20 protein-coding genes are annotated in these 22,318 nt (G+C 62.0%); 14 read left to right on the top strand and 6 right to left on the bottom strand.

What is annotated here, in order from left to right; genetic code table 11:
* The first annotated feature begins 36 nt into the window (after nt 1-36).
* From IFT59_RS04695 to map, 6 genes are all read left to right on the top strand, one after another.
* Nucleotides 37-1,062, top strand: a complete 1,026-nt coding sequence (locus tag IFT59_RS04695) for an ABC transporter substrate-binding protein (protein WP_192086217.1) — start codon at nt 37-39, stop codon at nt 1,060-1,062.
* Nucleotides 1,063-1,133: 71 nt separating this feature from the next.
* Nucleotides 1,134-2,135, top strand: coding sequence for a FecCD family ABC transporter permease (locus tag IFT59_RS04700; protein WP_113110873.1), 1,002 nt, complete (start codon nt 1,134-1,136; stop codon nt 2,133-2,135).
* Nucleotides 2,132-2,893 (top strand): ABC transporter ATP-binding protein, encoded by a 762-nt coding sequence (locus IFT59_RS04705; protein WP_192086218.1) that lies wholly within the window; start codon nt 2,132-2,134, stop codon nt 2,891-2,893. Before IFT59_RS04700 ends, IFT59_RS04705 begins: the two co-directional genes overlap by 4 nt.
* Nucleotides 2,894-2,984: 91 nt before the next feature.
* Entirely contained in the window at nt 2,985-3,449 is a 465-nt protein-coding gene (locus IFT59_RS04710) for an SRPBCC family protein (RefSeq protein WP_062582828.1), read from the top strand.
* A gap of 222 nt (nt 3,450-3,671) precedes the next feature.
* Complete coding sequence (locus IFT59_RS04715; RefSeq protein WP_192086219.1) at nt 3,672-4,715, top strand: LLM class flavin-dependent oxidoreductase; 1,044 nt, start codon at nt 3,672-3,674, stop codon at nt 4,713-4,715.
* Between the two features lie 58 nt (nt 4,716-4,773).
* Nucleotides 4,774-5,532 (top strand): type I methionyl aminopeptidase, encoded by a 759-nt coding sequence (map, locus tag IFT59_RS04720; protein WP_192086220.1) that lies wholly within the window; start codon nt 4,774-4,776, stop codon nt 5,530-5,532.
* A 53-nt stretch (nt 5,533-5,585) separates the two neighbouring features.
* On the opposite strand, the gene IFT59_RS04725 is transcribed toward map, so the two are convergent.
* Entirely contained in the window at nt 5,586-5,801 is a 216-nt protein-coding gene (locus IFT59_RS04725; RefSeq protein WP_062455558.1) for a hypothetical protein, read from the bottom strand.
* A 306-nt stretch (nt 5,802-6,107) separates the two neighbouring features.
* Here IFT59_RS04725 and IFT59_RS04730 point away from each other — a divergent pair, with 306 nt between their 5' ends.
* Together IFT59_RS04730 and sbmA are read left to right on the top strand one after the other, a co-directional pair.
* A complete protein-coding gene (locus tag IFT59_RS04730; protein ID WP_249407490.1) occupies nt 6,108-7,295 on the top strand; it encodes a YbfB/YjiJ family MFS transporter in 1,188 nt (395 codons plus the stop codon).
* Nucleotides 7,296-7,424: 129 nt separating this feature from the next.
* Complete coding sequence (gene sbmA / locus IFT59_RS04735; RefSeq protein WP_062455562.1) at nt 7,425-8,702, top strand: peptide antibiotic transporter SbmA; 1,278 nt, start codon at nt 7,425-7,427, stop codon at nt 8,700-8,702.
* A gap of 354 nt (nt 8,703-9,056) precedes the next feature.
* Here sbmA and IFT59_RS04740 read toward each other — a convergent pair whose 3' ends face one another.
* Together IFT59_RS04740 and IFT59_RS04745 are read right to left on the bottom strand one after the other, a co-directional pair.
* Nucleotides 9,057-9,422, bottom strand: a complete 366-nt coding sequence (locus IFT59_RS04740; RefSeq protein WP_092660271.1) for a VanZ family protein — start codon at nt 9,420-9,422, stop codon at nt 9,057-9,059.
* A gap of 75 nt (nt 9,423-9,497) precedes the next feature.
* Entirely contained in the window at nt 9,498-10,484 is a 987-nt protein-coding gene (locus IFT59_RS04745; protein ID WP_192086221.1) for a polysaccharide deacetylase, read from the bottom strand.
* A 215-nt stretch (nt 10,485-10,699) separates the two neighbouring features.
* Between IFT59_RS04745 and IFT59_RS04750 the strand changes: the two genes are divergently transcribed.
* Together IFT59_RS04750 and der are read left to right on the top strand one after the other, a co-directional pair.
* A complete protein-coding gene (locus IFT59_RS04750) occupies nt 10,700-11,371 on the top strand; it encodes a tetratricopeptide repeat protein (RefSeq protein WP_062455572.1) in 672 nt (223 codons plus the stop codon).
* Between the two features lie 30 nt (nt 11,372-11,401).
* Complete coding sequence (gene der, locus IFT59_RS04755) at nt 11,402-12,832, top strand: ribosome biogenesis GTPase Der (RefSeq protein ID WP_062455575.1); 1,431 nt, start codon at nt 11,402-11,404, stop codon at nt 12,830-12,832.
* A gap of 359 nt (nt 12,833-13,191) precedes the next feature.
* On the opposite strand, the gene IFT59_RS04760 is transcribed toward der, so the two are convergent.
* Nucleotides 13,192-14,226 carry a glycosyltransferase family 4 protein gene (locus tag IFT59_RS04760; RefSeq protein WP_192086222.1) on the bottom strand — a complete coding sequence of 345 codons (1,035 nt, stop codon included), beginning with the start codon at nt 14,224-14,226 and terminating at the stop codon, nt 13,192-13,194.
* A 191-nt stretch (nt 14,227-14,417) separates the two neighbouring features.
* Between IFT59_RS04760 and IFT59_RS04765 the strand changes: the two genes are divergently transcribed.
* Nucleotides 14,418-16,463, top strand: a complete 2,046-nt coding sequence (locus IFT59_RS04765; protein WP_192086223.1) for an acyltransferase family protein — start codon at nt 14,418-14,420, stop codon at nt 16,461-16,463.
* Here IFT59_RS04765 and IFT59_RS04770 read toward each other — a convergent pair.
* The gene (locus IFT59_RS04770; RefSeq protein WP_192086224.1) at nt 16,424-17,335 is read right to left on the bottom strand and encodes a sugar kinase; all 912 of its coding nucleotides are present in this window, start codon (nt 17,333-17,335) and stop codon (nt 16,424-16,426) included. The two genes, IFT59_RS04765 and IFT59_RS04770, sit on opposite strands and share 40 nt — an antisense overlap.
* Nucleotides 17,336-17,491: 156 nt before the next feature.
* On the opposite strand from IFT59_RS04770, the gene bglA reads away from it, so the two are divergent.
* Nucleotides 17,492-19,153 carry a beta-galactosidase BglA gene (bglA, locus tag IFT59_RS04775; protein ID WP_192086225.1) on the top strand — a complete coding sequence of 554 codons (1,662 nt, stop codon included), beginning with the start codon at nt 17,492-17,494 and terminating at the stop codon, nt 19,151-19,153.
* 266 nt (nt 19,154-19,419) lie between these two features.
* Here bglA and IFT59_RS04780 read toward each other — a convergent pair whose 3' ends face one another.
* Nucleotides 19,420-20,961 carry a cation:proton antiporter gene (locus IFT59_RS04780; RefSeq protein ID WP_192086226.1) on the bottom strand — a complete coding sequence of 514 codons (1,542 nt, stop codon included), beginning with the start codon at nt 20,959-20,961 and terminating at the stop codon, nt 19,420-19,422.
* 286 nt (nt 20,962-21,247) lie between these two features.
* Between IFT59_RS04780 and IFT59_RS04785 the strand changes: the two genes are divergently transcribed.
* A complete protein-coding gene (locus IFT59_RS04785; protein ID WP_092661059.1) occupies nt 21,248-21,598 on the top strand; it encodes a restriction endonuclease in 351 nt (116 codons plus the stop codon).
* Between the two features lie 154 nt (nt 21,599-21,752).
* Nucleotides 21,753-22,262, top strand: coding sequence for a DUF3291 domain-containing protein (locus IFT59_RS04790; protein ID WP_192086227.1), 510 nt, complete (start codon nt 21,753-21,755; stop codon nt 22,260-22,262).
* Nucleotides 22,263-22,318 lie beyond the last annotated feature (56 nt).

Below are 22,318 nucleotides of genomic sequence, written 5' to 3' on the forward strand. Positions count from 1 at the left end.
CGTGCGCCCATCGTCCTTCAACAGGGAACCACTCTCGTGACAGCGATTAAGTCTCTCCTGGCCGTCTCCGGCCTCTGCGCCGCTCTTGGTCTCGCGACTGCCGATCTTGCCGAGGCGGCAACCCAGTACCCGCTGACGATCGACAATTGTGGCGCTTCCGTCACGTTCCAGAAGGCTCCGGAACGGGCCGTCGGACTTGGCCAGAACAGCGCGGAAATCCTGCTGATGCTCGGGCTCGAGGACAGGATGGTCGGAACCGCTTTCTGGCCGAGCAAGGTCCTGCCGCAACTGGAAGAAGCCAATGCCAAGGTGAAGCTGCTGACTGTCGAATTCCCGACATTCGAGAGCATTCTGGCGCAGAACCCGGATTTTGCCGCCGCCGCGCTGCCGAGCCTGATCGGCCCGACCAGCAAGGTTGCCAAGCGCGAGGATTTCGAGAAAGTCGGCGTCCCCACCTATATCTCGCCCAGCACCTGCCTTTCCACCGAAAAGGTGAAGAACGAATACGGCAGCCGCGACCAGCTTTGGAATATGGACCTGCTCTATAAGGAGATCGCCGAGCTTTCGCAGATCTTCGACGTTTCCGAGCGTGGCGAAGCGGTCATCGCCGATTTCAAGGCGCGTGAGGCAGCCCTTCGTTCGAGCGTTGCCAAGGACGGCAAGACACTCTCCTACCTGTTCTGGTTCTCCAGCCAGTCGCCGACCGCCGATGCCTATCTGGGCGGCAAGAACGCGGCCTCCGGCTTTATCGCCGATCTCTTGGGCGGCAAGAATGCCGTGACGGCGGAAGCCGAATGGCCAACGCTTGGATGGGAAAGCATCATCGCTGCCAATCCCGATGTGATCGTGGTCGCCAATCTCGACCGCAACCGTTGGGAGCTGGACAAGCCGGACGCCAAGATCAAGTTCCTGACCACCGATCCGGCCGTCAGCCAGATCACGGCGGTGAAGAACAAGGCGATGGTGGTGATGGACGGTCAGGCGATGAACCCGACGATCCGCACGATCTACGGCGCCGAACAGGTGGCCTCGCAGCTCAAGGCGCTTGGTCTCCTGAAGTGAGCGAAACGCAGCGACCGATCCCGCAGCAAAGCCGGCGTACGGGCCGGCAGAACGGGCGGCAGCTTGCCGTCCTGTTCGGACTGCTGCTGGCGTCGCTCGCCGCCATCGGTCTCGTGGTCGGAGTGAGCGTCGGTATCGGCGACCTGCCGATCCCGCTTTCGACGACCTATGCCGCAATCACCAACCGGCTGGGCTGGACCGCGATCGAGCTCAACCGCATCCACGAGACGGTCATCTGGGACTACCGCCTCAGCCGGGCGCTGGTCGCATCCTTCTGCGGTGCGGGTCTTGCGCTGTCTGGCGCCATCATGCAGTCGCTGCTGCGCAATCCGCTGGCCGAGCCCTATGTGCTCGGCATTTCCGCCGGCGCCTCCACCGGGGCGGTGGCAATCGTCATTCTCGGGCTTGGCGCTGGCACGGTGTCGCTTTCGGCCGGTGCCTTTGCCGGCGCCTTTGCGGCGTTCTTTTTCGTAGCGTTGCTGTCGAACGGCGCGCGTGGCGGGGCGGATCGCACCATTCTTGCGGGCGTAGCGGCATCGCAGCTGTTCAACGCGGCAACCTCCTATATCGTTACCACATCCGGCAATGCGCAGCAGGCGCGTGACGTGATGTTCTGGCTGCTCGGCAGTTTCGGCGGCGTGCGCTGGCCGGAATTCATGCTCGTCTCGGTCATCGTCGGCGTGTGCCTGATAGTCTGCCTGTTCTATGCGCGGGTGCTCGACGCGTTTGCCTTCGGAGACGAGGCGGCCGCCTCGCTCGGCGTCAATGTCGGTCGGGCCCGCATCGTGCTGTTTGCGCTGACGGCGATCATGACGGCGACGATCGTCTCGATGGTCGGAACGATCGGCTTTGTCGGTCTCGTCGTGCCGCATGCGGCGCGGTTCATCGTCGGGCCTTTGCATATCCGGCTGCTGCCGGCCTGCGCCATCGTCGGTGCAATCTTCATGGTGCTGGCCGATATCGCCTCGCGGGCGCTGATCCCGCAGCAGGTTCTGCCGATCGGCGTCGTCACGGCTTTGGTCGGCGTGCCGTTCTTCTCCGTCATTCTCTACCGGTTCCAGAAGTCGTCATGAGCATCGAAGCGGAAAATCTCAGCTGGAAGATCGGCCGCAAGACCATTCTCGACGGCGTGTCCTTCGCGGCCGAACCGGGCAAGATGGTCGGGCTGCTCGGGCCGAACGGATCCGGCAAGACCTCGCTTTTGCGCCTGATCGCCGGACTGAAGACGCCACATGCGGGCAAAGTGACGCTCGATGGCCGGGATATCGGCACGATCGGGCGCCGCGCGATCGCGCAGAGGGTGGCGTTCGTGGAGCAGCATGCGACGACCAATTCCAGTCTGCGCGTCATCGACGTGGTCAAGCTCGGGCGGTTTCCGCACCGGTCGATGTTTTCGGGCTGGTCGCTGGCCGACGACGAGGCTGTGAGTGAAGCGCTGGAACGATCCGGCATGGTGGAAAAGCGAAACGACCGCTGGCAGAGCCTGTCGGGCGGCGAGAGACAGCGCGTCCATATCGCCAGGGCGCTCGCGCAATCGCCGAAAGAACTGATCCTCGACGAGCCGACCAACCACCTCGACGTCCAGCATCAGATCAGCCTGATGCGGCTGGTCGCCAGCCTGCCGGTCACAAGCGTGATCGCGCTGCACGATCTCAACCACGCCGCGATGTTCTGCGACAGCCTGATCATCCTGCAGCAGGGCAGGATAGTTGCATCAGGGACACCGGAGGAGATCATCACGCAGGAGCTGCTGCGCGATGTGTTTTCGGTCGATGCGCGGGTGGAAACCTCGTCGCATCACGGACGGCCGCATATCCACTATCTGCGATAGATCCGAAAACCTCGGATTCGCGCTTCCCTTGCGACGCATTCGTTGTAGGCTCATGTCCTCAGCACGTTGAACACGCACGGGAGAGAGACGGATGACACACGCCGCTTACGCACTGCAGATCGTCCGCGAGTTCGATGTGCCGGCCGAGAAGCTCTACAAGGTCTGGACGACGCCGGAACGGTTCGGCGAGTGGTTCTGCCCGCTGCCCTGGAAAGTGACGCAGGCGCGCGCCGACCTTCGCCCCGGCGGCGAGAGTTTTGTTCTGATGCAGGGGCCAGAAGGCGAAACGGTGCCGAATGCCGGAGTCTATCTGGAAGTCGTGCCGAACAGGAAGCTCGTGTTTACCGACGCCTATACGGCCGGATGGGTGCCCTCGGCCAAGCCGTTCATGACCGGCATCATCGCGTTCGAGGATATCGGCGGCGGACGCTCGCGCTACACGGCAACGGCCGTCCACTGGGCCGAGGAAGACATGATCGCCCACCGGGACATGGGGTTCGAGCAAGGCTGGGGCGTGGTTGCGGACCAGATGGCCGAGATTGCCAAGACGATGTAGGTTTCACCGAGTCCTTTCAAGCTGTTGGGCCCTATTGCTCGTGTCCTTAATCCGCCAACGGTGCGGCTGACGACGTGAATCCGGGTTTGCCTTCAACTGTCTGAAAACGGATTCCTTTTTGCCTATCCACTCAATCGAACGAACCGTTCGAAAAAATCCGGTTTGCGGGATGTCTGTCCGGTGACTATGTGACTGGCATCAGCAATCGGATATCTCCTGACGATGGAACTCGGCCTTTACACTTTCGGTGATCTCGACCCGACCACGCCTAACAAGGGCAGGGAGGCGGCATGCCGGCTGGCGAACCTTCTCGAAGAGATCGAGCTTGCCGACCAGGTAGGGCTCGACGTGTTCGGGCTCGGAGAGCATCACCGGGCCGACTATGTGATATCGTCGCCGGCGACGGTGCTTGCGGCGGCGGCCGTGCGCACCAAAAACATCCGGCTCACGAGTGCGGTCACGGTTCTGTCTTCGGAAGATCCGGTGCGGGTGTTTCAGGAGTTTGCGACCGTCGACCTGATCTCCGGCGGCCGGGCCGAGATCATGGCCGGGCGCGGCTCGTTCATCGAATCCTTCCCGCTGTTCGGCTATGACCTTGGCGACTACGACGACCTGTTTTCGGAAAAGCTCGATCTGCTGCTCGCGCTACGCGACAATGAGATCGTGACCTGGCAGGGCGAAAAGCGGGCGCCGATCAATGCCCGAGGCGTCTATCCGCGGCCGCTGCAGAACCAGATGCCGGTGTGGATCGCGGTTGGCGGCACGCCGCAATCGGTGGCGCGGGCCGGCGCCATGGGCCTGCCGCTTGCGGTCGCCATCATCGGCGGGGAATATCCGCGCTTTGCGCCGTTCTTCAAGCTTTACCGCGAGGCGGCGACGCGGGCCGGGCATGATGCCGCCGCGCTGCCAACCAGCATCGCTGTCCATGGGTTCATCGCCGATACGACCGATATCGCTGCCCAGCAGTTCTACGGGCCGCAGGCTTCGGTGATGGACCGGATCGGTCGCGAGCGCGGCTGGGGACCGACCAACCGGGCGCATTTCGACCAGGCCCGTGGTCCGATCGGCAATCTCTTTGTCGGCGAGCCGGAGCTGGTGGCGGAAAAGATCATCGCTGCCCACACGGTGTTCGGCATGAGCCGTTTCATGCTGCAGATGGCGATCGGCCTGATGCCGCATGATCAGATCATGCGCGGCATTGAACTCTACGGCACGAAAGTGGCGCCGATCGTCAGAAAAGAGATCGGGAGCCCAAAAAGCATTTGACGGGCCGGGTCGTTGGCGCGAAACCGGCGACCTTACAGAGAGTGGACGTGCGGGACGGATGATCATTTCGAACGAAGACGAGCTTGCAAAGCTCAAGGAGATCGGCAGGCTCTGCGCCCGTGCGGTGGATCTGATGGGCAAGGCGCTCGAGCCCGGGATCACCACCCGCGAACTGGATGCGATCGGCCGCAAGCTTCTGGAAGACAACGGCGCGCAGTCGGCCCCGGAGCATGACTACCAGTTTCCCGGCGCGACCTGCATTTCCGTCAACGAGGAAGTGGCGCACGGAATTCCCGGCGACCGGGCGATTGCGGCGGGCGATCTCGTCAATATCGACGTTTCGGCGCTCAAGGACGGATTTTACGGCGATACAGGCGCGTCATTCTGCGTGCCGCCGGTCAAGCGCGAGGTCGAAAAGCTGTGCCGCGACGGCAAGCGGGCGCTGTGGACCGGGTTGCAGCAGGTGAAGACGGGAAAGCCGATTGCCGGCATCGGCAACGCGATCGGGGCGTTTGCCAAGAAGAACCGCTATACGCTGATCACCAATCTTTCGAGCCACGGCATCGGCCGCTCGCTGCACGAGGAGCCGGGTGAAGTGCCGACATGGCCGGATCCGCAGGAAAGCCGTATCATGGAGGAGGGGCTGGTGTTTACCATCGAGCCGTTCCTGTCGCTCGGCGGCGAATGGGCCGAGGACGCCGACGACAAGAGCGATCCGTGGACGCTCTACAGCGAACCCAAGGCGCCGACCGTGCAGTTCGAGCACACGATCGTGGTGACGCGCAACGGGCCGCTGATCCTGACGCTGGCAGACTAGGCTATCCTAGCTCTGTCAGCAGACCGGCCGAAGAGTCGGCCGTGTCGATCCGATCAGCTTTTCTTGTGTTTGCTGCAGACGATATCCAGCCTGCGATAGAAAGCGTCGGCGCGCTCCTGATTGAGCTTGTCCATCATCAGGCTGGTCTGGCGACGGGCAGCGCTTTCGAGCAACTGGGCAAAAGCCGCGTTGCCGATCTGGTCGGCCTCGCGCAGCTGCGAGATCAAAGGGTCGGACATCACGTCCGAACGGGTAAGATCCTGGTTCATCAATATAAACTCCATCATCCCTACAAAATCGATCCGAACACCTGAAACGGCATTCGAAGGGTACGATGCGTAGATTTCCTAAAATGAACGCCGGCCAGGACATCCGAATCACCGGAGCCCCTGTCGACCTTCATATAATGCCCGTCATTCGTGTCAGCAAAGCGACAGAAGTCGTGATTTGTGGTGTCGGGAATGGGATTGCAGGTGACCCGAATTTGCGGCTGCCCGACCACCCATCAGCGCTCGTCATCGCAGCGATGACAATTTCTGCATTGTGCAGCGCAACCGCCGCTGGGATAAGGCGGCATGTTGCAGATCTCTACGCCTCAGGTTCGAACCCCCCTTATGATCGGCGTGTCCGGCGGCGTTGCGATGGCGGCGGCGATGGGGTTCGGGCGGTTCTTCTATACACCGGTGCTGCCGGGGATGATTGCGGGCATTCCGATCTCGGCTGCCGATGCGGGCACGATTGCAGCCGGTAACTTTGCGGGTTATCTGGCCGGTGCCGTGCTTTCGGCCTATGGCTGGGCGTCAGGTCGCGAGCGGCAGGTGGCGCTCGGAGGATTGCTGGCGACAGCGGTTCTTCTGGCGGCCATGGGTCTTTCGACATCGGTCACGGTGTTTGTGGTGATCCGTTTTCTCGCCGGGCTTGCGAGTGCGTTTTCGATGATCTTCACCTCGGCCGTGGTGCTGCCGCATGCGGCGGGCCGTCCGACTGTCGGCATGCTGCATTACGGTGGCGTGGGCGCCGGCATCGCGCTGTCTTCGGCGCTTGCCTTCATCGTCAACACGGTGGCGGGTGATGCGGCGCACGGGTGGCGGATCAACTGGTTTGCGGGTGCGGCGATCGCGCTCCTTGTCTTCCTTCTCGTGTCGCGGGGATTGCCGCGGCCTGCCGGGGAGACGCGGGTACCCGTCGAGCCCAGGCTCGTCTGGAACCGTCCGCTCGTGCTGATAACGATGTCCTATGGCCTGTTCGGCTTCGGTTATGTGATTACCGCCACCTTTCTTGTCGCGATTGCGCGGATGGGCAATGCCGGGTCGGTGGTCGAGTTTCTGGCCTGGTTCGTCACGGGATGTGCGGCGGCGGTTTCGCTGTTTGCCTGGCAGCCCTTCGTCAGGCGGCTCGGGCTCGGGGCGGCCTATTGCGCTGCCATCGCGCTGCTGTGGCTCGGCGTGCTGGGGTCGGTGATGCTGCCTGCGGTTCCAGGTGCGCTGTTCGGCGGGTTGCTGCTCGGGGCGACGTTCATGGTCGTTACCGCCTACGGGCTGCAGCTCGGTCGCCAGCTTGCGCCGCAAAGCCCGCGCCGCGCCTTTGCCTTCATGACCGCCGCCTTCGGCACCGGCCAGATCGTCGGGCCGCTGGTGGCAGGGTTTATAGCCGAGCGAAGTGGTAGCTTCACCCTGCCGTCGCTGATTGCAGCCGGCGCGCTTGTCGTGTGCGTCGGGCTGGCATTGCCGCTGATCCGGCATGTGCCTCGACGGGACGCCTGAGGGCTGATGCTTACATTTATGTAACAATGGTGGGGAACCATTGCCGCTCCCTTGGAACTGCCTTAGTTTCCGGCCACATCGTCCACCCCGACATCATCCTAGAATCGAACTCAGGAAAGCGCGCGCTCCGTGTTCCACTCCTTCTTTCCCCGACCAAAACTGTTTTTCCTTTCGGCGATCGCTTTTGCGTTTGTCGCTGTCCTCGCCTGGTATTTTGTTTTTGCCGGTATCGGCGACAGTCTTGGCTTCGGCGCGCCGGAGGGGGCGGTGGAACCCTACGACCTCACCTTCTTCCTGATGCCGTCCAATGTCTTTTTCTATGCCTATTTTGCAATCTGCATGCTGTTGTTCGGCGCCGCATGGAGTTTCATCGATCGCTACAATCCGTGGATCGGCTGGTCGGTGTGGGGATCCCTGTTGATCGTCGCCGTCACCTATTTCGGCGTGCAGGTGACCGTCGTCATCAACAACTGGCGCCGTCCTTTCGGTGATACGCTGATGAACGCCCTGCAGGGCAAGCCGGGGACGACGGCATGGGACTTCTACAGTCTGATGCTGATCTTCGCGCAGGTGGCTTTCCTCAGTATGGCCGTATCGATCCTCACGGATTTCTTCACCAGCCACTACATCTTTCGCTGGCGCACGGCGATGAACGACTTCTACATGTCGAAATGGGAGCAGTTGCGCCATATCGAAGGCGCATCGCAGCGTGTCCAGGAAGATACGATGCGGTTCTCCGCGACGCTGGAAGGCCTTGGCATCACGCTGATCAATTCCGTGATGACCCTGATCGTCTTCCTGCCGATCCTGTTCGGACTGTCGAGCTACGTGACGGAACTGCCGATTATCGGGCAGATACCGCATGCGCTGTTCTGGTTGGCGATCTTCTGGGCAACCTTTGGTACCGTTCTTCTGGCAACTGTCGGCGTCAAGCTTCCGGGGTTGAATTTCCGCAACCAGCGCGTTGAAGCCGCCTACCGCAAGGAACTTGTTTACGGCGAGGACCATGCCGATCGCGCCCAGCCTGCGACGGTCAGAGAACTCTACGGGAATGTGCGGAAGAACTATTTCCGCATGTACTGGCATTACCTCTATTTCAACGTCGCCCGCTATTTCTACATCCAGGCGGACGGGCTTTTCCTGCTGTTCATGCTGGTTCCAACCATCGTCGCCGGCAAGATTACCTATGGTATCTACCAGCAGATCGCCACGGCCTTCGGGCAGGTGTCGAACTCGTTCCAGTATCTCGTTAACTCCTGGACGACGATCATCGAGCTTCTATCGATCCACAAGCGCCTCAAGGCCTTCGAGGCGGCGATCGATGGCGAGCCGCTGCCGGAGATCGACCGGAATTACTTGGTGCGTGAAGCGGAAGGCGGGGAGATGGCGGCGAACAAGCCGACCTGATCGTCGTTTCCAGATAGCAGACAGCAGTTTTGGCCGCGCCGGGTGACTAGTCCGGCGCGGTTTCTCGTTCAGGGGAAGGGCAGGCGGCGCAATAAGGGTATTTTGGAGTTCAGGCTTTCCGCCTGCCGGGACCGTTTCTGATGATTTTCGGGATGCCGAAAACCGTCACGGCCATCATCGGAACCGGTTCTTTCGAACCCTTTGGTGATGCCGGTTCGCGAACCCGGTTTCCCGCCCAATGACGCAATCATTATCCCGCGGCCGGACAGCGTGAGGACGAGCAGTTTTCAGAAAAATGATAATCCGTTGATTTCGAACGGAGATAACGTGCATTAGCGGATTTTTCGGACGCCTTTAGGCGACAGCTTTGCGGCGGAACCGCATTTGGTTCAGCGCCCAGCCGGCAAGGCAGCCGATGGCGGCGCCTGCGGCCTTGACCAGTGCATCATCCATATGGGCATGGCGCGAGGGCGACAGGAGCTGCAGCATCTCGATGCCGCCAGCCCCGATCAAGAGCAGAACTGCGCAAAAAATCCACTGGCGCGGATAGGCGGCGACGAAGAGGAAGGCCATCACGGCGAAGGCCGCCGCCCGGTCGACATCCACGGGCAGGAGGTCGTGCGGCCGCAGGTCGATCGGCGAGATCGTCACGAAGACGATCGCGGCGAGCGCCAGCCAGGCCAGGGTCCTGGCCGGATTTGCGAGAAGGCGGTTTGTCATCAGGGTGTCATACCGAACTATGCTGCATTGCGAAAATCGAATCGTCGCCCGCGGTTAACGGCGTCCAGCAGACGGCTACAGGCCGGACGTTGCCTTGGCCTTGCGACGTTCTGCGATCATGGGGATGGCCTGCTTGTAGCTGACGCAGGCGACATCGTCCCTGTTGCAGACTTCCGAGACCAGCCGTTCCATCGCCCGCCAATAGGCGCCGCCGTTCATCTCGACGAAATGAAAGCCGAGCTGAACAGGAATGCGGTCACCGTCGTATTCGCGGTCGAAGGCGGCGCGGAATGCGGAATAGGCGCGGTCCTCGAACGTGGACGACTGGCTGGGATTGTCGATGCCGCCGGAATGGCGGATGAACAGGTTGTAGTCCATGGCGATGATCGGTCGCTGCGACGGGCCTTCGGGAATGAGCGGCAGGCCGAAGCGGATCAGCCCGTCCTCCTCTTCCGGCATCATCGGCCCCTTGGTGACAAGGCTTGCATCATAGGTAAAGCCCGCTTTTTTCTCGGCGACAGTCATGCCGGCACTGGTGGCGAAATAGGGGGCGCGGAAACCACGGATGTCGTTCGCCACGAAATCCTTCCAGCCGTCGGGTTCGCTGTCGCCAGCACCGACCGCGGTCCAGGCATTGCCGAGCACGCGCGAGAAGGTCGTCATCTCGGCGCTCCAGTCTGCCGCGGACCAGTCCTTGCCGTCGAAGTGGCCGCAGGTGTGGCTGGAAATGTCGTGGCCTTCCTGATGCGCCTGCCAGATATGGGAAAGCCGTTCTCGCGCTTCGTCTTTCGTCTGGGCAAAGCCGATATTGGAGCGGCCGGGCTTGTGGCCCGGTCCCTGATAGGTCGACCGCTCGGCGCGGGGGATCAGCAGCGTGCAGGACAGGAAGTAGGTGAAGTGGGCGTTGTTGGCCCTCGCGAAATCGCGGCTGCGCTGCCACAGGTGGTTGGGACCGGCGCCATCGAAGGAGACGATCAGCAACTGTTTCGGCCGCTCGTCTGCGCTCAGCGCCGGGGAGGCGAGGCAGAGGCAAAGGGCGATGGAGGAAAAGAGCAAACGCATGGCAACCCGGTACTGTGTCCAAAGGGGAGAATCGAGGCGAATTTCCCTGCGCCCGGATTAAGGCGAAGCTTTGAATTGGGATATGATAGAAGGGACCAAGGCTCCTTGCATCAACAAGCTTGTTTGAGAATTGCGTGAGGGGCCTTACATCCTTAGCAAAATAAGCTATTAGGCGCTCTTTAGATGGATGGGGCCCCAGCAAGGCCGGAGTGATCATGGCGCAGAACGACGACAGCTTTTTCCGTGAGGTCAACGAAGAACTTCGTTCCGACCAGTTGCAGTATGTGTGGAAGCGCTACAGCCGTATCCTGATCGGCGTTGCCGTTCTTGTCGTCCTCGGCACGGCGGGCTGGCGCGGGTACGAATACTGGGAAAACCACGGTTCGTCGCAGTCGGGTGACCGGTTCATCGCGGCGCTTGATCTTGCCTCGAAGGGCAAGAACGACGAAGCGCTGGCGGCACTCTCCGCGATCGAAAAGGATGGCTCCGGCGCCTATCCGGTTCTCGCCAAGATGCGTGCAGGCTCGGTTCAGGCCGCCAAGGGCGATACCGGGGCAGCCATCTCCACCTTTACCGCGATCGGCGGCGACACTTCAGCGCCGGCCGCGATCCGCGATCTCGCAAAACTGCGTGCCGCATGGCTGCTGATCGACGCCGGCACCTACGATCAGGTGTCTGCACAGGCGCAGGCGATGGCCAACCAGGGCCAGACGCTTGCCAATTCCGCCCGCGAGGCACTCGGTCTTGCCGCCTACAAGGCCGGCAACATGGCGGAAGCCAAGACCTGGTTCCAGCGGATCGCCGAGGATGCCAGTGCGCCGCGCAACGTTGCCAACCGCGCCCAGATCATGCTCGACAACATCGCCGCATCCGGCAAGGCGCCCTGATTTTTCGCCACAGGGCAGCAAGGAACGACTATGAGCTTCACCGTCGCCATCGTAGGACGCCCGAATGTCGGCAAGTCCACGCTCTTCAACCGGCTGGTCGGCAAGAAGCTCGCGCTCGTCGATGACACGCCGGGCGTTACCCGTGACCGCCGCCCGGGCGATGCCAAGCTGATCGACCTCCGGTTCATCATCATCGATACGGCCGGTCTCGAAGAGGTCGGTCCCGATACGCTCGAGGGCCGCATGCGGGCCCAGACCGAGCTCGCCATCGAGGATGCCGACCTGACGCTGTTCGTGGTCGATGCGAAATTCGGTCTGACACCGCTCGACAAGACGTTCGGCGAACTGTTGCGCCGCAGCGGCAAGCCGGTCGTGCTGGTGGCCAACAAATCCGAAGCCAAGGGTTCCGACGGCGGCTTCTACGATGCCTATACGCTGGGTCTCGGCGAGCCGGTGCCGATTTCTGCCGAACACGGCCAGGGCATGATCGATCTGCGCGACGCGATCGTCGAGGCAATCGGCGAAGACCGGGCGTTTCCGGAAGGCGACGACGACGAGGCCGAGACGGATATCGACGTGCGCGACAGCGTGCTGGGCGAAGAAGCCGACGACGAGTTCGAGCCGGCCTATGACGATACCAAGCCGCTGCGGGTAGCCATTATCGGCCGTCCGAATGCCGGCAAGTCGACGCTGATCAACCGCTTCCTCGGCGAGGATCGGCTGCTGACCGGGCCGGAAGCCGGCATCACCCGCGACAGCATTTCCGTCGACTGGGAGTGGCGTGGCCGCACGATCAAGATGTTCGACACGGCCGGCATGCGCAAAAAGGCCCGCGTACAGGAGAAGCTCGAAAAACTGTCCGTCGCCGACGCGCTGCGGTCGATCCGCTTTGCCGAGACGGTCGTGATCGTTTTCGATGCGACCATTCCGTTTGAAAAGCAGGACCTGCAGCTGGTCGATCTGGTGCTGCGCGAAGGACGCGCCGCCGTGCTCGCCTTCAACAAGTGGGATCTTGTCGAAGAGCCGCAGGCGGTGCTGGCCGAGCTGCGCGAAAAGACCGAGCGGCTGCTGCCGCAGGCGCGCGGCATCCGCGCCGTGCCGATTTCCGGCCAGACCGGTTATTCGCTCGACAAGCTGATGCAGAGCATCATCGACACCGACATGGTGTGGAACAAGCGCATCTCGACGGCCAAGCTCAATCGCTGGCTGGAAGGCACGCAGGTGCAGCATCCGCCACCGGCCGTTTCGGGCCGTCGCCTGAAGCTCAAGTACATGACGCAGGTCAAGGCCCGCCCGCCGGCCTTCATGATTTCCTGCACGCGTCCTGATGCCCTGCCGGAAAGCTACATCCGCTATCTGACCAACGGCCTGCGCGCCGATTTCCAGATCCCGGGCGTGCCGATCCGCATTCACTTCAAGGCGGGCGAGAACCCGTTCGAAAACCGCCGCAAGAAGCGATAAACCTGCTCGGTGATCGCGTTTACCGCAGAACGTCGATCATCAGCAGCACGAGCGATTTCGCCAAATGGTTGAAATATAAGCCGGAACGCGGGCTGAACGCAGCGACCGCTCAGGCGTTTCGCGCTCTGCTTGCATTCGGTTCGTCTTTATGATCCACTCCTTCTTGTCGACCCGGTGCTGTGGAGGGCGTTGGGCGGCCTTTTGGGAGGTTTTTCATGATCGTACTCGGTCTGCTGACTGCCGTGGGTCTTGGTGCTGGTGGTATCGGCTATTTCATCTGGCGCGGATAGGCATCAGCGGGACGTGCCGGTTCGACACGCAGGCTAGCGCATCGAACCCCGGCATAGCAGCAATATCCGTTATCGCGCAGTCAGTGCCTTGACGCCCTGTACCTTGAGCACGTTGCCGAGAAACTGTTTCGAGGCGGCTTCCCAGGTGTAGCGGCGGGCAAGGCGACTTGCGTCCTCGCGGCGACACGTCAGTGCTTCCAGGCAGGCAAGACGCAGGTCTTCGTTGAGGGCACCGGCGCCTGAGCCCTGTTCGATGATATCGATCGGACCCATGACCGGATAGGCCGCGACCGGGACGCCGCTTGCCAGCGCCTCGAGAATGGTGTTGCCGAACGTATCGGTTCTGGACGGGAAGACGAACACGTCGGCCTGGGCGTAGGCGCGTGCCAGGTCTTCTCCCGTTTTCATTCCCGTGAAAAGCACATGTGGGTAGCGCCGTTGAAGGTCGGCGCGGGCGGGGCCGTCGCCGATCACGACCTTGGAGCCCGGCAGATCGAGATCGAGAAAGGCGGGCAGGTTTTTCTCCACGGCTACTCGGCCGACCGTCATGAAGATCGGGCGCGGCAGGTCGAAGGGCTTTGCCTCGAGTGCCACCGGGTGAAACACCGTCTGGTCGATGCCGCGGCTCCAGCGCAGAAGATTTTTCACGCCGAGCTTGTGCAGTTCCCGCTCAAGGCTCGCGGTTGCCACCATGCAGCCGTTGCCGGCATTGTGGAACCAGCGGACGAAGCCGTTGAGCAGCCGGATCGGCACCGGAAAGCGGGCGGCCACATATTCCGGAAAACGCGTGTGATAACTAGTGGAGAACGGCATGCCGTTCTTCAGGCACCAGCGGCGGGCAGCAAGTCCGAGCGGTCCTTCCGTTGCAATATGCACGGCGGATGGCTGAGTCCCTTCGATGGCCGCGGCAACGCTGCGGAAGCTTGCGACCGAAAGGCGGATTTCCGGATAGGTCGGGCAGGGGATGCTCGAGAAATCCAAGGGCGTCACCATCGAGACATTGATGCCCATGCCTGCCAGTTCGCGGTTGGTATTTTCGATCGAACGTACGACGCCATTGACCTGCGGATACCAGGCGTCGGTTACAATGGTAATCCTTGTCATGGTTTGACCCGGCCCCGTTGCCATGTCGGAACCGACTCGCGGCTGCCGACCATGTTTTCCGTTCCTTCATCGGAAAATATTGTAACAGGGCGATGAAGACGCGCTCTCAACGTTTGATTGTCAAAGCCGAACGCTGCTCGCAGCACCCCTCAGCAATGGACTTCCGCGGCCGGGATTGGTAGAGCCCCGGCATGCAGTACAGACCAGAAATCGATGGGCTGCGCGCGATCGCCGTCGTTCCCGTCATCCTCTTCCACACCGGTCTCGGGTTAATGCCGGGTGGCTTTGTCGGCGTCGACGTGTTCTTCGTCATCAGCGGCTACCTGATCACCGCGATCATTCTCAACGACCTGGCGAAAGACCGTTTCAGCATCGTCAATTTCTACGAGCGGCGGGTGCGGCGCATCGCGCCGGCGCTGCTTGTGGTGTGCATTGCCTGTCTGCCCTTTGCGGCGCTGTGGATGCTGCCATCGGAACTGGACGATTTCGGCAAGGACCTGTTCCACTCGCTGCTGATGGTTTCCAACTTCGAGCTCTGGGACAATACGGGATATTTTTCGCCCAGTACCGAACTGAAGCCGCTGCTGCATACGTGGTCGCTATCGGTGGAAGAGCAGTTCTATCTGGTGTTTCCGGTGCTTCTGTGGATGGTGCGCAAGCAGACGCGGCGGGTGATCTTCCGCATCGTGGCGGTTTTGGCGCTGATCAGCCTGTTTCTCGCATGGCCGGTTTCAAGGGTCGATCCGGTCGCGAATTTCTATCTCCCTTTTACCCGTTTCTGGGAACTTGCCGCAGGCGCGCTTTTGGCGATCGGCGGCATACCGACCCGTTACTCTGAGCGGACCCGATCGGCCCTGGGGCTTGCTGGCCTTATCCTGATCGTCGGCAGTTGCCTGTTCCTGACATCCGAGCTGAAATGGCCGGGACCGGTGACGCTGGCGCCGGTCGTCGGCACGCTTCTGGTGATCGCCTTTGCCGGTCCGGGCAATCTTGCCGGACGGCTGCTTTCGCTTCGGCCGCTGGTGGCGATCGGGCTGATCAGCTACAGCCTCTATCTCTGGCATCAGCCGGTGTTCGCCTTTGCCCGTCTGCGCTCGATGGACATGCTGCCGGGCTGGTCCTACGGGCTGCTGGTGGCGCTCGTGTTTGCGCTGGCAATCGCAAGCTATTTTCTGGTGGAACAGCCGTTCCGGAAGCCGCAGGTCGGCCGTCGCTTGGTGTTTTCCCTCAGCGGGTCCTTAGCGGCGGTGCTGGTGGTGCTCGGCATCGTGACCACCAACGCGCAGGGCTTTCCGGGCCGCGATCCCGTGCTTACAGCCATGGGGGAGCCGAGCCTCGGCATCGGCAAGATCTGCAACGGCGAAGTGCGGCCGGATGTCTGCACGATCGGTCAGGGCCCGGAAATGGCGGTCTGGGGCGATTCGCTGGCGATGCATCTGGTCGACGGACTGGCGGCGTCCATGCACGATACGCCGTCCGATCAGGGCGAGGGACTGGTGCAGCTTCACAAAGACAGCTGCGCGTTTCCAACCGGCATCGCGCCCATCCCGCTCAACGATTCCGCGTCATGGCCGCTCGACTGCATTCGTCACAACGAGGCGGTAAAGGCCTATCTTGTAAAAACACCCTCGCTGCGCACCGTCGTGCTCGGATCGCAGTACCTGACCTATCTCCGATCTGACCGCCGGGTGATGACGGCGCAAGGCCAGGCGATGCGGACGGATTACGGCCGGATGCTTGCCGAGGTCGAGGCGACTGCCGACTGGCTGCGCTCGATCGGTCTGCGGCCGGTGTTCATGGCGCCGCCGCCGCGCGATGGTCGCGATATCGGCCGCTGTGTCGTGCGAAGCGCCATGCTGGATGTTGCAGACACGCCCTGCATGATGGAGCGGGACGAACAGCGCGCCCATGATGCCCTCGTGGAGCGGCTGATGGCGGACGTTTCGAAGCGGTTCCCGGTCGTGTCGCTCGAAGATTATCTCTGCGACGAGAAAAGCTGCCGGGTTGTGGATGACGGCGTTTCGCTGTTCCTCGACGACGAGCATTTTTCGCATCTGGGGTCGATCCATCTCGGTAAGACGCTCGATCTCTACGACGCGCTGACGGATGCCGCGCAACACGGTTGCGAGGCTGGCGTGAAGGTGGGCGAGCCGAAAGGGATCTGCCAGCTCAAGCCGACACATCCGGTCGCGGTGGTTCAGCCGGGCAGAAGCTCCGGACTGATCAGCGCGCCGTGATGGCCGATGACGGTGGCGGCGACTGCGGCGCCGTAGGCTGCGGCTTCGTGCGGTGCGGCGCCGCTTAAGTACTTCGACAGGAAGCCGGCGTTGAAACTGTCGCCGGCGCTGGTCGTGTCGACCACCTTGCCGGTGGTGACGGCCGGTGCATGACCGGTCACGCCCGACAGGCTGAAGGTTGCGCCTTCTGCGCCGTTCTTGACCACGACATCCGTGACGCCGAGACCATGGTAGCGGGCGATCGTATCGGCCACCGTGGCATCGCCGAAATAGGTCGCTTCATCGTCGAAGCTTGGGAGAACGATGGTGGCGGCTCTTGCGCCATCCTCGATCGTCTTCAGCATGATGTCCCGGCTCACCCACAGGCGCGGGCGAAGGTTCGGATCGAAGGCGACCGTCTTGCCGGCGGCCTTGGCGCGGCGCAGTTCCGACAGAAGCGTCTCGACGGCTTCAGGCGCCAGAATGCCGAGCGTGATGCCGGAGAAGTAGATGATGTCGGCGGTCTCGATGGCCGAGCGTAGATGATCGGCGTCGTCTGCGAGCTTTCTTGCGGCAGCGCTGTCGCGCCAGTAGCTGAAGGTGCGCTCGCCATCTTTGAGGGTGATCAGGTAGAGGCCGGGCGTCTTGCCGGGGATGCGGCGGATGAGGCCGGTGCCGATGCCGGCTTTCTCCATCATCCCAAGCATATCCGACGACATCGGATCGTCGCCGACCGCGGTCAGGTAATCGACCGACCAGTCTCTGGAGAGGCAGGCACGGGCATACCAGGCCGTGTTGAACGTATCGCCGGCAAAGCCCTTGCGCAGCAGGCCTTCACCCGCCTGCGACAGTTCCACCATGCATTCGCCGATCGAAAGAAGCTTTCCGCCCAATTGTCATCCCTCCCATGGGTTTGACGCTCGAATAAGCTGAAGCGTCCGCCATGACAAGAGTGTGTGGCGGTTCGTTTCCGCGTTGTCTTTTGATGGCATGGCTCTAGTTTGGGACCAAGGTTGGGATGAGCGATTTTCAAGAAGGAGCATTGTGGAATGGTATTGGAGACCACGAGGGACACCACTCGCAAGGTTGACGGCAACTGGTGGCGCGGTGCGGTGATCTACCAGATCTATCCGCGGTCCTTCCAGGACACGACCGGCGACGGACTGGGCGATATCAAGGGGATTACCCAGCGCCTGCCGCATGTAGCTTCGCTCGGCGTCGATGCGATCTGGCTGTCGCCGTTTTTCACCTCGCCGATGGCCGACATGGGCTATGACGTTTCCGATTACTGCAATGTCGACCCGATGTTCGGAACGCTTGCCGATTTCGACGAGATGATGACAGAGGCGCATCGCCTCGGCCTCAAGGTGATCATCGACCAGGTCATCTCGCATACATCCGACCGGCATCCGTGGTTTATCGAAAGCCGCTCCAGCCGCACCAATCCCAAGGCCGACTGGTATGTCTGGGCCGACCCCAAGCCCGACGGCACGGCTCCGACCAACTGGCTGTCGATTTTCGGCGGACCGGGCTGGGAATGGGACGGTGTGCGCAAGCAGTACTACATGCACAACTTCCTGATATCGCAGCCGGACCTTAACTTCCACAATCCCGATGTCCAGGACGCGATGCTGGACACGGTGCGCTTCTGGCTCGACCGCGGCGTCGACGGCTTCAGGCTCGATACCGTCAACTACTATTTCCACGACAAGCAACTGCGCAGCAACCCGCCGATGGTCTACGACACCGACGGCGCCGGCATGGAGACGGATACCAATCCGTATTCGATGCAGAACCATCTCTACGACAAGACGCAGCCGGAAAATATCGGCTTTCTGAAGCGGTTGCGGGCGCTGCTCGACAGCTACGACAACCGCGCCTCGGTGGGCGAAGTGGGCGACGGGCCGCGTTCGCTGAACACGTTGGCGCTCTATACGACCGGCGACGACAAGCTGCATATGTGCTACACGTTCGACCTGCTGGGCCCGGCGTTTTCTGCCGCCTATATCCGCAAGGTGATGCAGACCGTGCTCGATACGGTGGTGAACGGCTGGGTGTGCTGGGCGTTTTCCAACCACGACGTGGTTCGTCATGTTACCCGCTTTACCGAGGATCCGTCCGAGCAGGACCGCGTCGCCAAATTGTCGGCAACGTTGATTTCGGTGCTGCGCGGTTCGATCTGCCTCTACCAGGGCGAGGAGCTGGGCTTGAGCGAAGCGGAACTGACTTACGAGGATCTGCGCGACCCCTACGGCATCCGCTTCTGGCCGGCCTTCAAGGGCCGCGACGGATGCCGCACGCCGATGGTGTGGGAAGCGGGCGAGGCCCATGCGGGCTTCAGCGAGGGCGCCAAGACCTGGCTGCCCATTCCGGCCGATCACGCCAGCCGTTCGGTGGATGCGCAGGAGGCAATGCCGGATTCGGTATTGCAGCACTACCGCGAAACCTTCGCCTTCCGCAAAAACCACCATGCGCTGATCGACGGCGACATGACGTTTATCGAGACCAACCAGTACCTGCTCGCCTTCGTTCGCGAAAAGGGCGGTGAGAAGCTGCTGTTCGTGTTCAACCTGACCCGCGAGCCGCAAAACTTCGTGCTGCCCAAGCGGATGGGCGACGTGATGCCGGTCGATCTTCCGGGGTTTGTGTCGAAGCTGGAAGCGGGTGCCGTGAAGCTCGATGCGCTGGATGTGTTCTGCGCGCGGGTGTGATGGCGTAGGTGTGAGTGGGAGGGGGAGGCAATCTTCCCCTCTTTCCTGTGATTGCCACAGGAATTTTGCCGACGCGTCGGTAGGGCGACGACGGTTCTTTCAGCCCAAGGACTTGGGCTGGCTGGGTTCCTGTGACGAGCACAGGAATGAGGGAGCGTAGGGGACTGTTGGCGCAAAACTATCGGCGCCGGTGCCTGTGGATTGGTGCGGGGAGCAAGACGTCTTGGGTGGTTCAACGCCCGTTGATCCCGCACCGCTTTCCCTGATCAGATCTCCTCGATCCGTCGGTCGTCTTCGGGGAGGATCGAGAGTTCGCGCCAGTCGATTTCCTCGAGCAGGAGATTGTATTCGTCGACGTTCAACTCGTAGGAAGCGCGGAGGTTTTCGAGTTCGGTGCGTTGTCCGGCGATGAACAGAAGTACCAGTCGGCGGTAGGTGTCCATCGAGGCGGCGCGGTCGGGGTCGTCGAAGGCCTGGTGTTCCATCGTGAGTTTAGCGCGCAGTTTTTCGGCTTCAGTCCCGGTCTCGCCATCGAGGCGGCCGATGCCCGCTTTGACGACGCGGCGGCGCATCTCAGACAGCTCTTGCGCACTGGTATGGCGCCGGTCGAGGCCGAGCCAGCGGATGAGCGGCGACAGCGTCAGACCCTGCAGGACAAGCGTGGCGATGACCACGGAGAAGGCGGTCAGCACCACCATGTCGCGTTCCGGGAAATCGGCGGGGAGCGCATAGGCTGTGGCAAGCGAGACGAGTCCGCGCATGCCGCACCAGGAGGCGAGGATCGCCTGTCTGGTCGATGCCGGCTCCTCGCGGCCGTCGCGACGGGCCCGCCAGGCTTCGATGCGGTTATAGGCAAGGCAGAGCGCGAAGCGGGTGGCGATGACGATGGCGACGATCACGGCGGAAAACAGCAGAGCTTCGGCGAAATGGCCGACCTCCATGTCTGCGTAGATGTCGCGCACCTGCATGCCCATCAGCAGAAAGGCGACGACGTTGAGGACGAACACGACGACGGTCCAGACCGCATAGGACTGCACCCGCATGCGCGCCGACGACAGGCTTTCGCTGGTGCTGGCGATCGTCATGGCGAAGGTGACGATGGCGAGCACCGCAGACAGTTCCAGATGTTCGGCGAGGATCCACAGAAGGAAGGTCTGGACGAATTGCAGGAGATTGCCACCAAGCGTGCCTGTGACGTAGGCCGACAGGCGGCGGATTACCAGCGCCGCGACCCAGCCGAGCAGGATGCCGCCGGGAACGGCAAGAACGAGATGGGTCGTTACCTCGCGATCAAGCCCGCCGGCCGACTGGACCGCAAGGGCTGCCCCGAAGATCAGAAGTGCTGCCGCATCGTTGAACAGGCTTTCGCCGCGCAGGATGGCATCGGTGGTGCGCGGCACCGACATGGTGGAGAGGACTGCGGTGGAGGCGGCGGCGTCCGGCGGCGCGACGATGGCGCCGAGCACGATGGCGGCTGCAATCGGCAGGCCGGCCATCACATAGCCGGCGACCGCGACCGTCGCCGTGGTGACGACGACGCCGCCCAGCGCAAAGACCACAAGCGGCAACCAGAAGCGCCTGGCGGTATTCACCGGAAAATCGAAGGCGGCATCGAGCAAAGCCGGCGCGATAAACAGCGCCAGCGCGATCTCCGGATCGAGCGCGAAGTAAGGCGCGCCCGGAACCAGCGCCACCGCGACGCCCGCCAGCGCCAGCATCGACGGATAGGGCACGGAGAGCCGCCGCGACACCTGCAACAGCACGATCGCGACCAGCATCAGGATGAGCAGGCTTTCGAAAAAGGTCATGGGGGTGGCGTCATTCGCTGCAGGGGTGATCGACCGGGTGCGTCACAGCGCATCCGTCGATGCATCATGTAGGGCAGGCGGACGAAAGGGAAAACGGTTTTCGGGCGGGGTGAGGGTGATGGCGGGTCCGCGTGGGAAGCGGGATTTGGGCGATGCCAGGTCCAAGGTCTGTTTCGAACGGCATTGCTCCGGGTTGCGGGACGCGATATCTGCTGGGGCAAGGGCTTTGCATCGATCCAGCCAGATGGAGATGCAGGGCCGGCAGCGCTCAACAGGTGATGGACCGATGGCCCGCAAGAACAGAGACGAACCGGCTTCATGGGACGAGGCTGCGCCGGAGCCCGTGTATTGTCCGATGTGCGAGCGGGTAATCCCGGAGGATCAGCAGGAAAAGCATTATCTTGTCCCCAAGAGCAAGGGCGGCAAGGAAACGGTTTGCCTGCACCGGATCTGTCACGACCAGATCCATGTGAATTTGACGGATGCCCAGCTCGCCAAGAAGTTCTCGACGATCGAGGCTATCCTTGAAGACCCGGCGATACGGACATTCGTTGCCTGGGTGAAAACAAAACCTCCGGGGTATGCGGCTCCGCCGAAGGAGCCGCGACAGGGCCGGGGACGCGGGCCGAAAGCATAGAGACGCACGACCGCCTCGCGGTGGCTCTGACCGTTGTCTTGGCTGAGGCCTCTGATGTCTCGAGAACTGCGATTTCAGGCCACTTGTTGCCTGGCGATGGCTCCCGTAGCTTGAAAAGAGACAAGCCATCAAAGGGGAAGCAGACGAGGATCGCATGCATCACCTGGCCGTCTACAATTTCAACAATTTCCGGGTTCGCGCGGACGAGCCGGCAAACCAGGGTTTTCACGACAGGAACGACCTCAATTTCCAAGCGGCGGAAACGAGCGAGGGGTTTGTGGCGCGGTCGGGTTATGAGGGGGAGGAGGGGCCTGAGAGTTGGGGTCCTCAGGTGTTTCCGCGCTACTATATCGATAATGGTGATGGGTGGGCTCCGGCGACCCTCTCCCTGTGGCGCGACCTGACAGCGCTCTACGCGTTTACCTACTCGGCCATCCATATCGAGGCGATGCGGAATGCGCGGCAGTGGTTCGACCGGCATACATGGCCACCTTACGTTTTGTGGTGGGTCTCTGAAGGTCATGTTCCCACCTGGCAGGACGGCTGCGAACGTCTGGAGCACCTGCACGACCACGGGTCCTCTTCCTTCGCTTTTGACTTCAAGACGCCGTTCGATCCGGATGGCCATCGCACCGCATTCGACCGGGCCGCGGTGCAGCGCTGAGCAGGAACCACTAAAGCCACCCTTCGCTTTTCCCGCCGCTGGTCACACTTTCCTTA

The organism is Rhizobium sp. CFBP 8752, assembly GCF_014842035.1.
Classification (GTDB): Bacteria; Pseudomonadota; Alphaproteobacteria; order Rhizobiales; family Rhizobiaceae; genus Neorhizobium; species Neorhizobium soli.

Bases quoted from the DNA above. Each gene is read 5' to 3' on its own strand.
- IFT59_RS04730 (WP_249407490.1), top strand. From the start codon at position 6,108: ATGTTGCAGATCTCTACGCCTCAGGTTCGAACCCCCCTTATGATCGGC.
- IFT59_RS04760 (WP_192086222.1), bottom strand. From the start codon at position 14,226: ATGACAAGGATTACCATTGTAACCGACGCCTGGTATCCGCAGGTCAAT.
- IFT59_RS04710 (WP_062582828.1), top strand. From the start codon at position 2,985: ATGACACACGCCGCTTACGCACTGCAGATCGTCCGCGAGTTCGATGTG.
- der (WP_062455575.1), top strand. From the start codon at position 11,402: ATGAGCTTCACCGTCGCCATCGTAGGACGCCCGAATGTCGGCAAGTCC.
- IFT59_RS04725 (WP_062455558.1), bottom strand. From the start codon at position 5,801: ATGAACCAGGATCTTACCCGTTCGGACGTGATGTCCGACCCTTTGATC.
- IFT59_RS04740 (WP_092660271.1), bottom strand. From the start codon at position 9,422: ATGACAAACCGCCTTCTCGCAAATCCGGCCAGGACCCTGGCCTGGCTG.
- IFT59_RS04765 (WP_192086223.1), top strand. From the start codon at position 14,418: ATGCAGTACAGACCAGAAATCGATGGGCTGCGCGCGATCGCCGTCGTT.
- IFT59_RS04750 (WP_062455572.1), top strand. From the start codon at position 10,700: ATGGCGCAGAACGACGACAGCTTTTTCCGTGAGGTCAACGAAGAACTT.
- IFT59_RS04780 (WP_192086226.1), bottom strand. From the start codon at position 20,961: ATGACCTTTTTCGAAAGCCTGCTCATCCTGATGCTGGTCGCGATCGTG.
- IFT59_RS04785 (WP_092661059.1), top strand. From the start codon at position 21,248: ATGGCCCGCAAGAACAGAGACGAACCGGCTTCATGGGACGAGGCTGCG.
- IFT59_RS04790 (WP_192086227.1), top strand. From the start codon at position 21,753: ATGCATCACCTGGCCGTCTACAATTTCAACAATTTCCGGGTTCGCGCG.
- IFT59_RS04745 (WP_192086221.1), bottom strand. From the start codon at position 10,484: ATGCGTTTGCTCTTTTCCTCCATCGCCCTTTGCCTCTGCCTCGCCTCC.
- IFT59_RS04715 (WP_192086219.1), top strand. From the start codon at position 3,672: ATGGAACTCGGCCTTTACACTTTCGGTGATCTCGACCCGACCACGCCT.
- IFT59_RS04705 (WP_192086218.1), top strand. From the start codon at position 2,132: ATGAGCATCGAAGCGGAAAATCTCAGCTGGAAGATCGGCCGCAAGACC.
- map (WP_192086220.1), top strand. From the start codon at position 4,774: ATGATCATTTCGAACGAAGACGAGCTTGCAAAGCTCAAGGAGATCGGC.
- bglA (WP_192086225.1), top strand. From the start codon at position 17,492: ATGGTATTGGAGACCACGAGGGACACCACTCGCAAGGTTGACGGCAAC.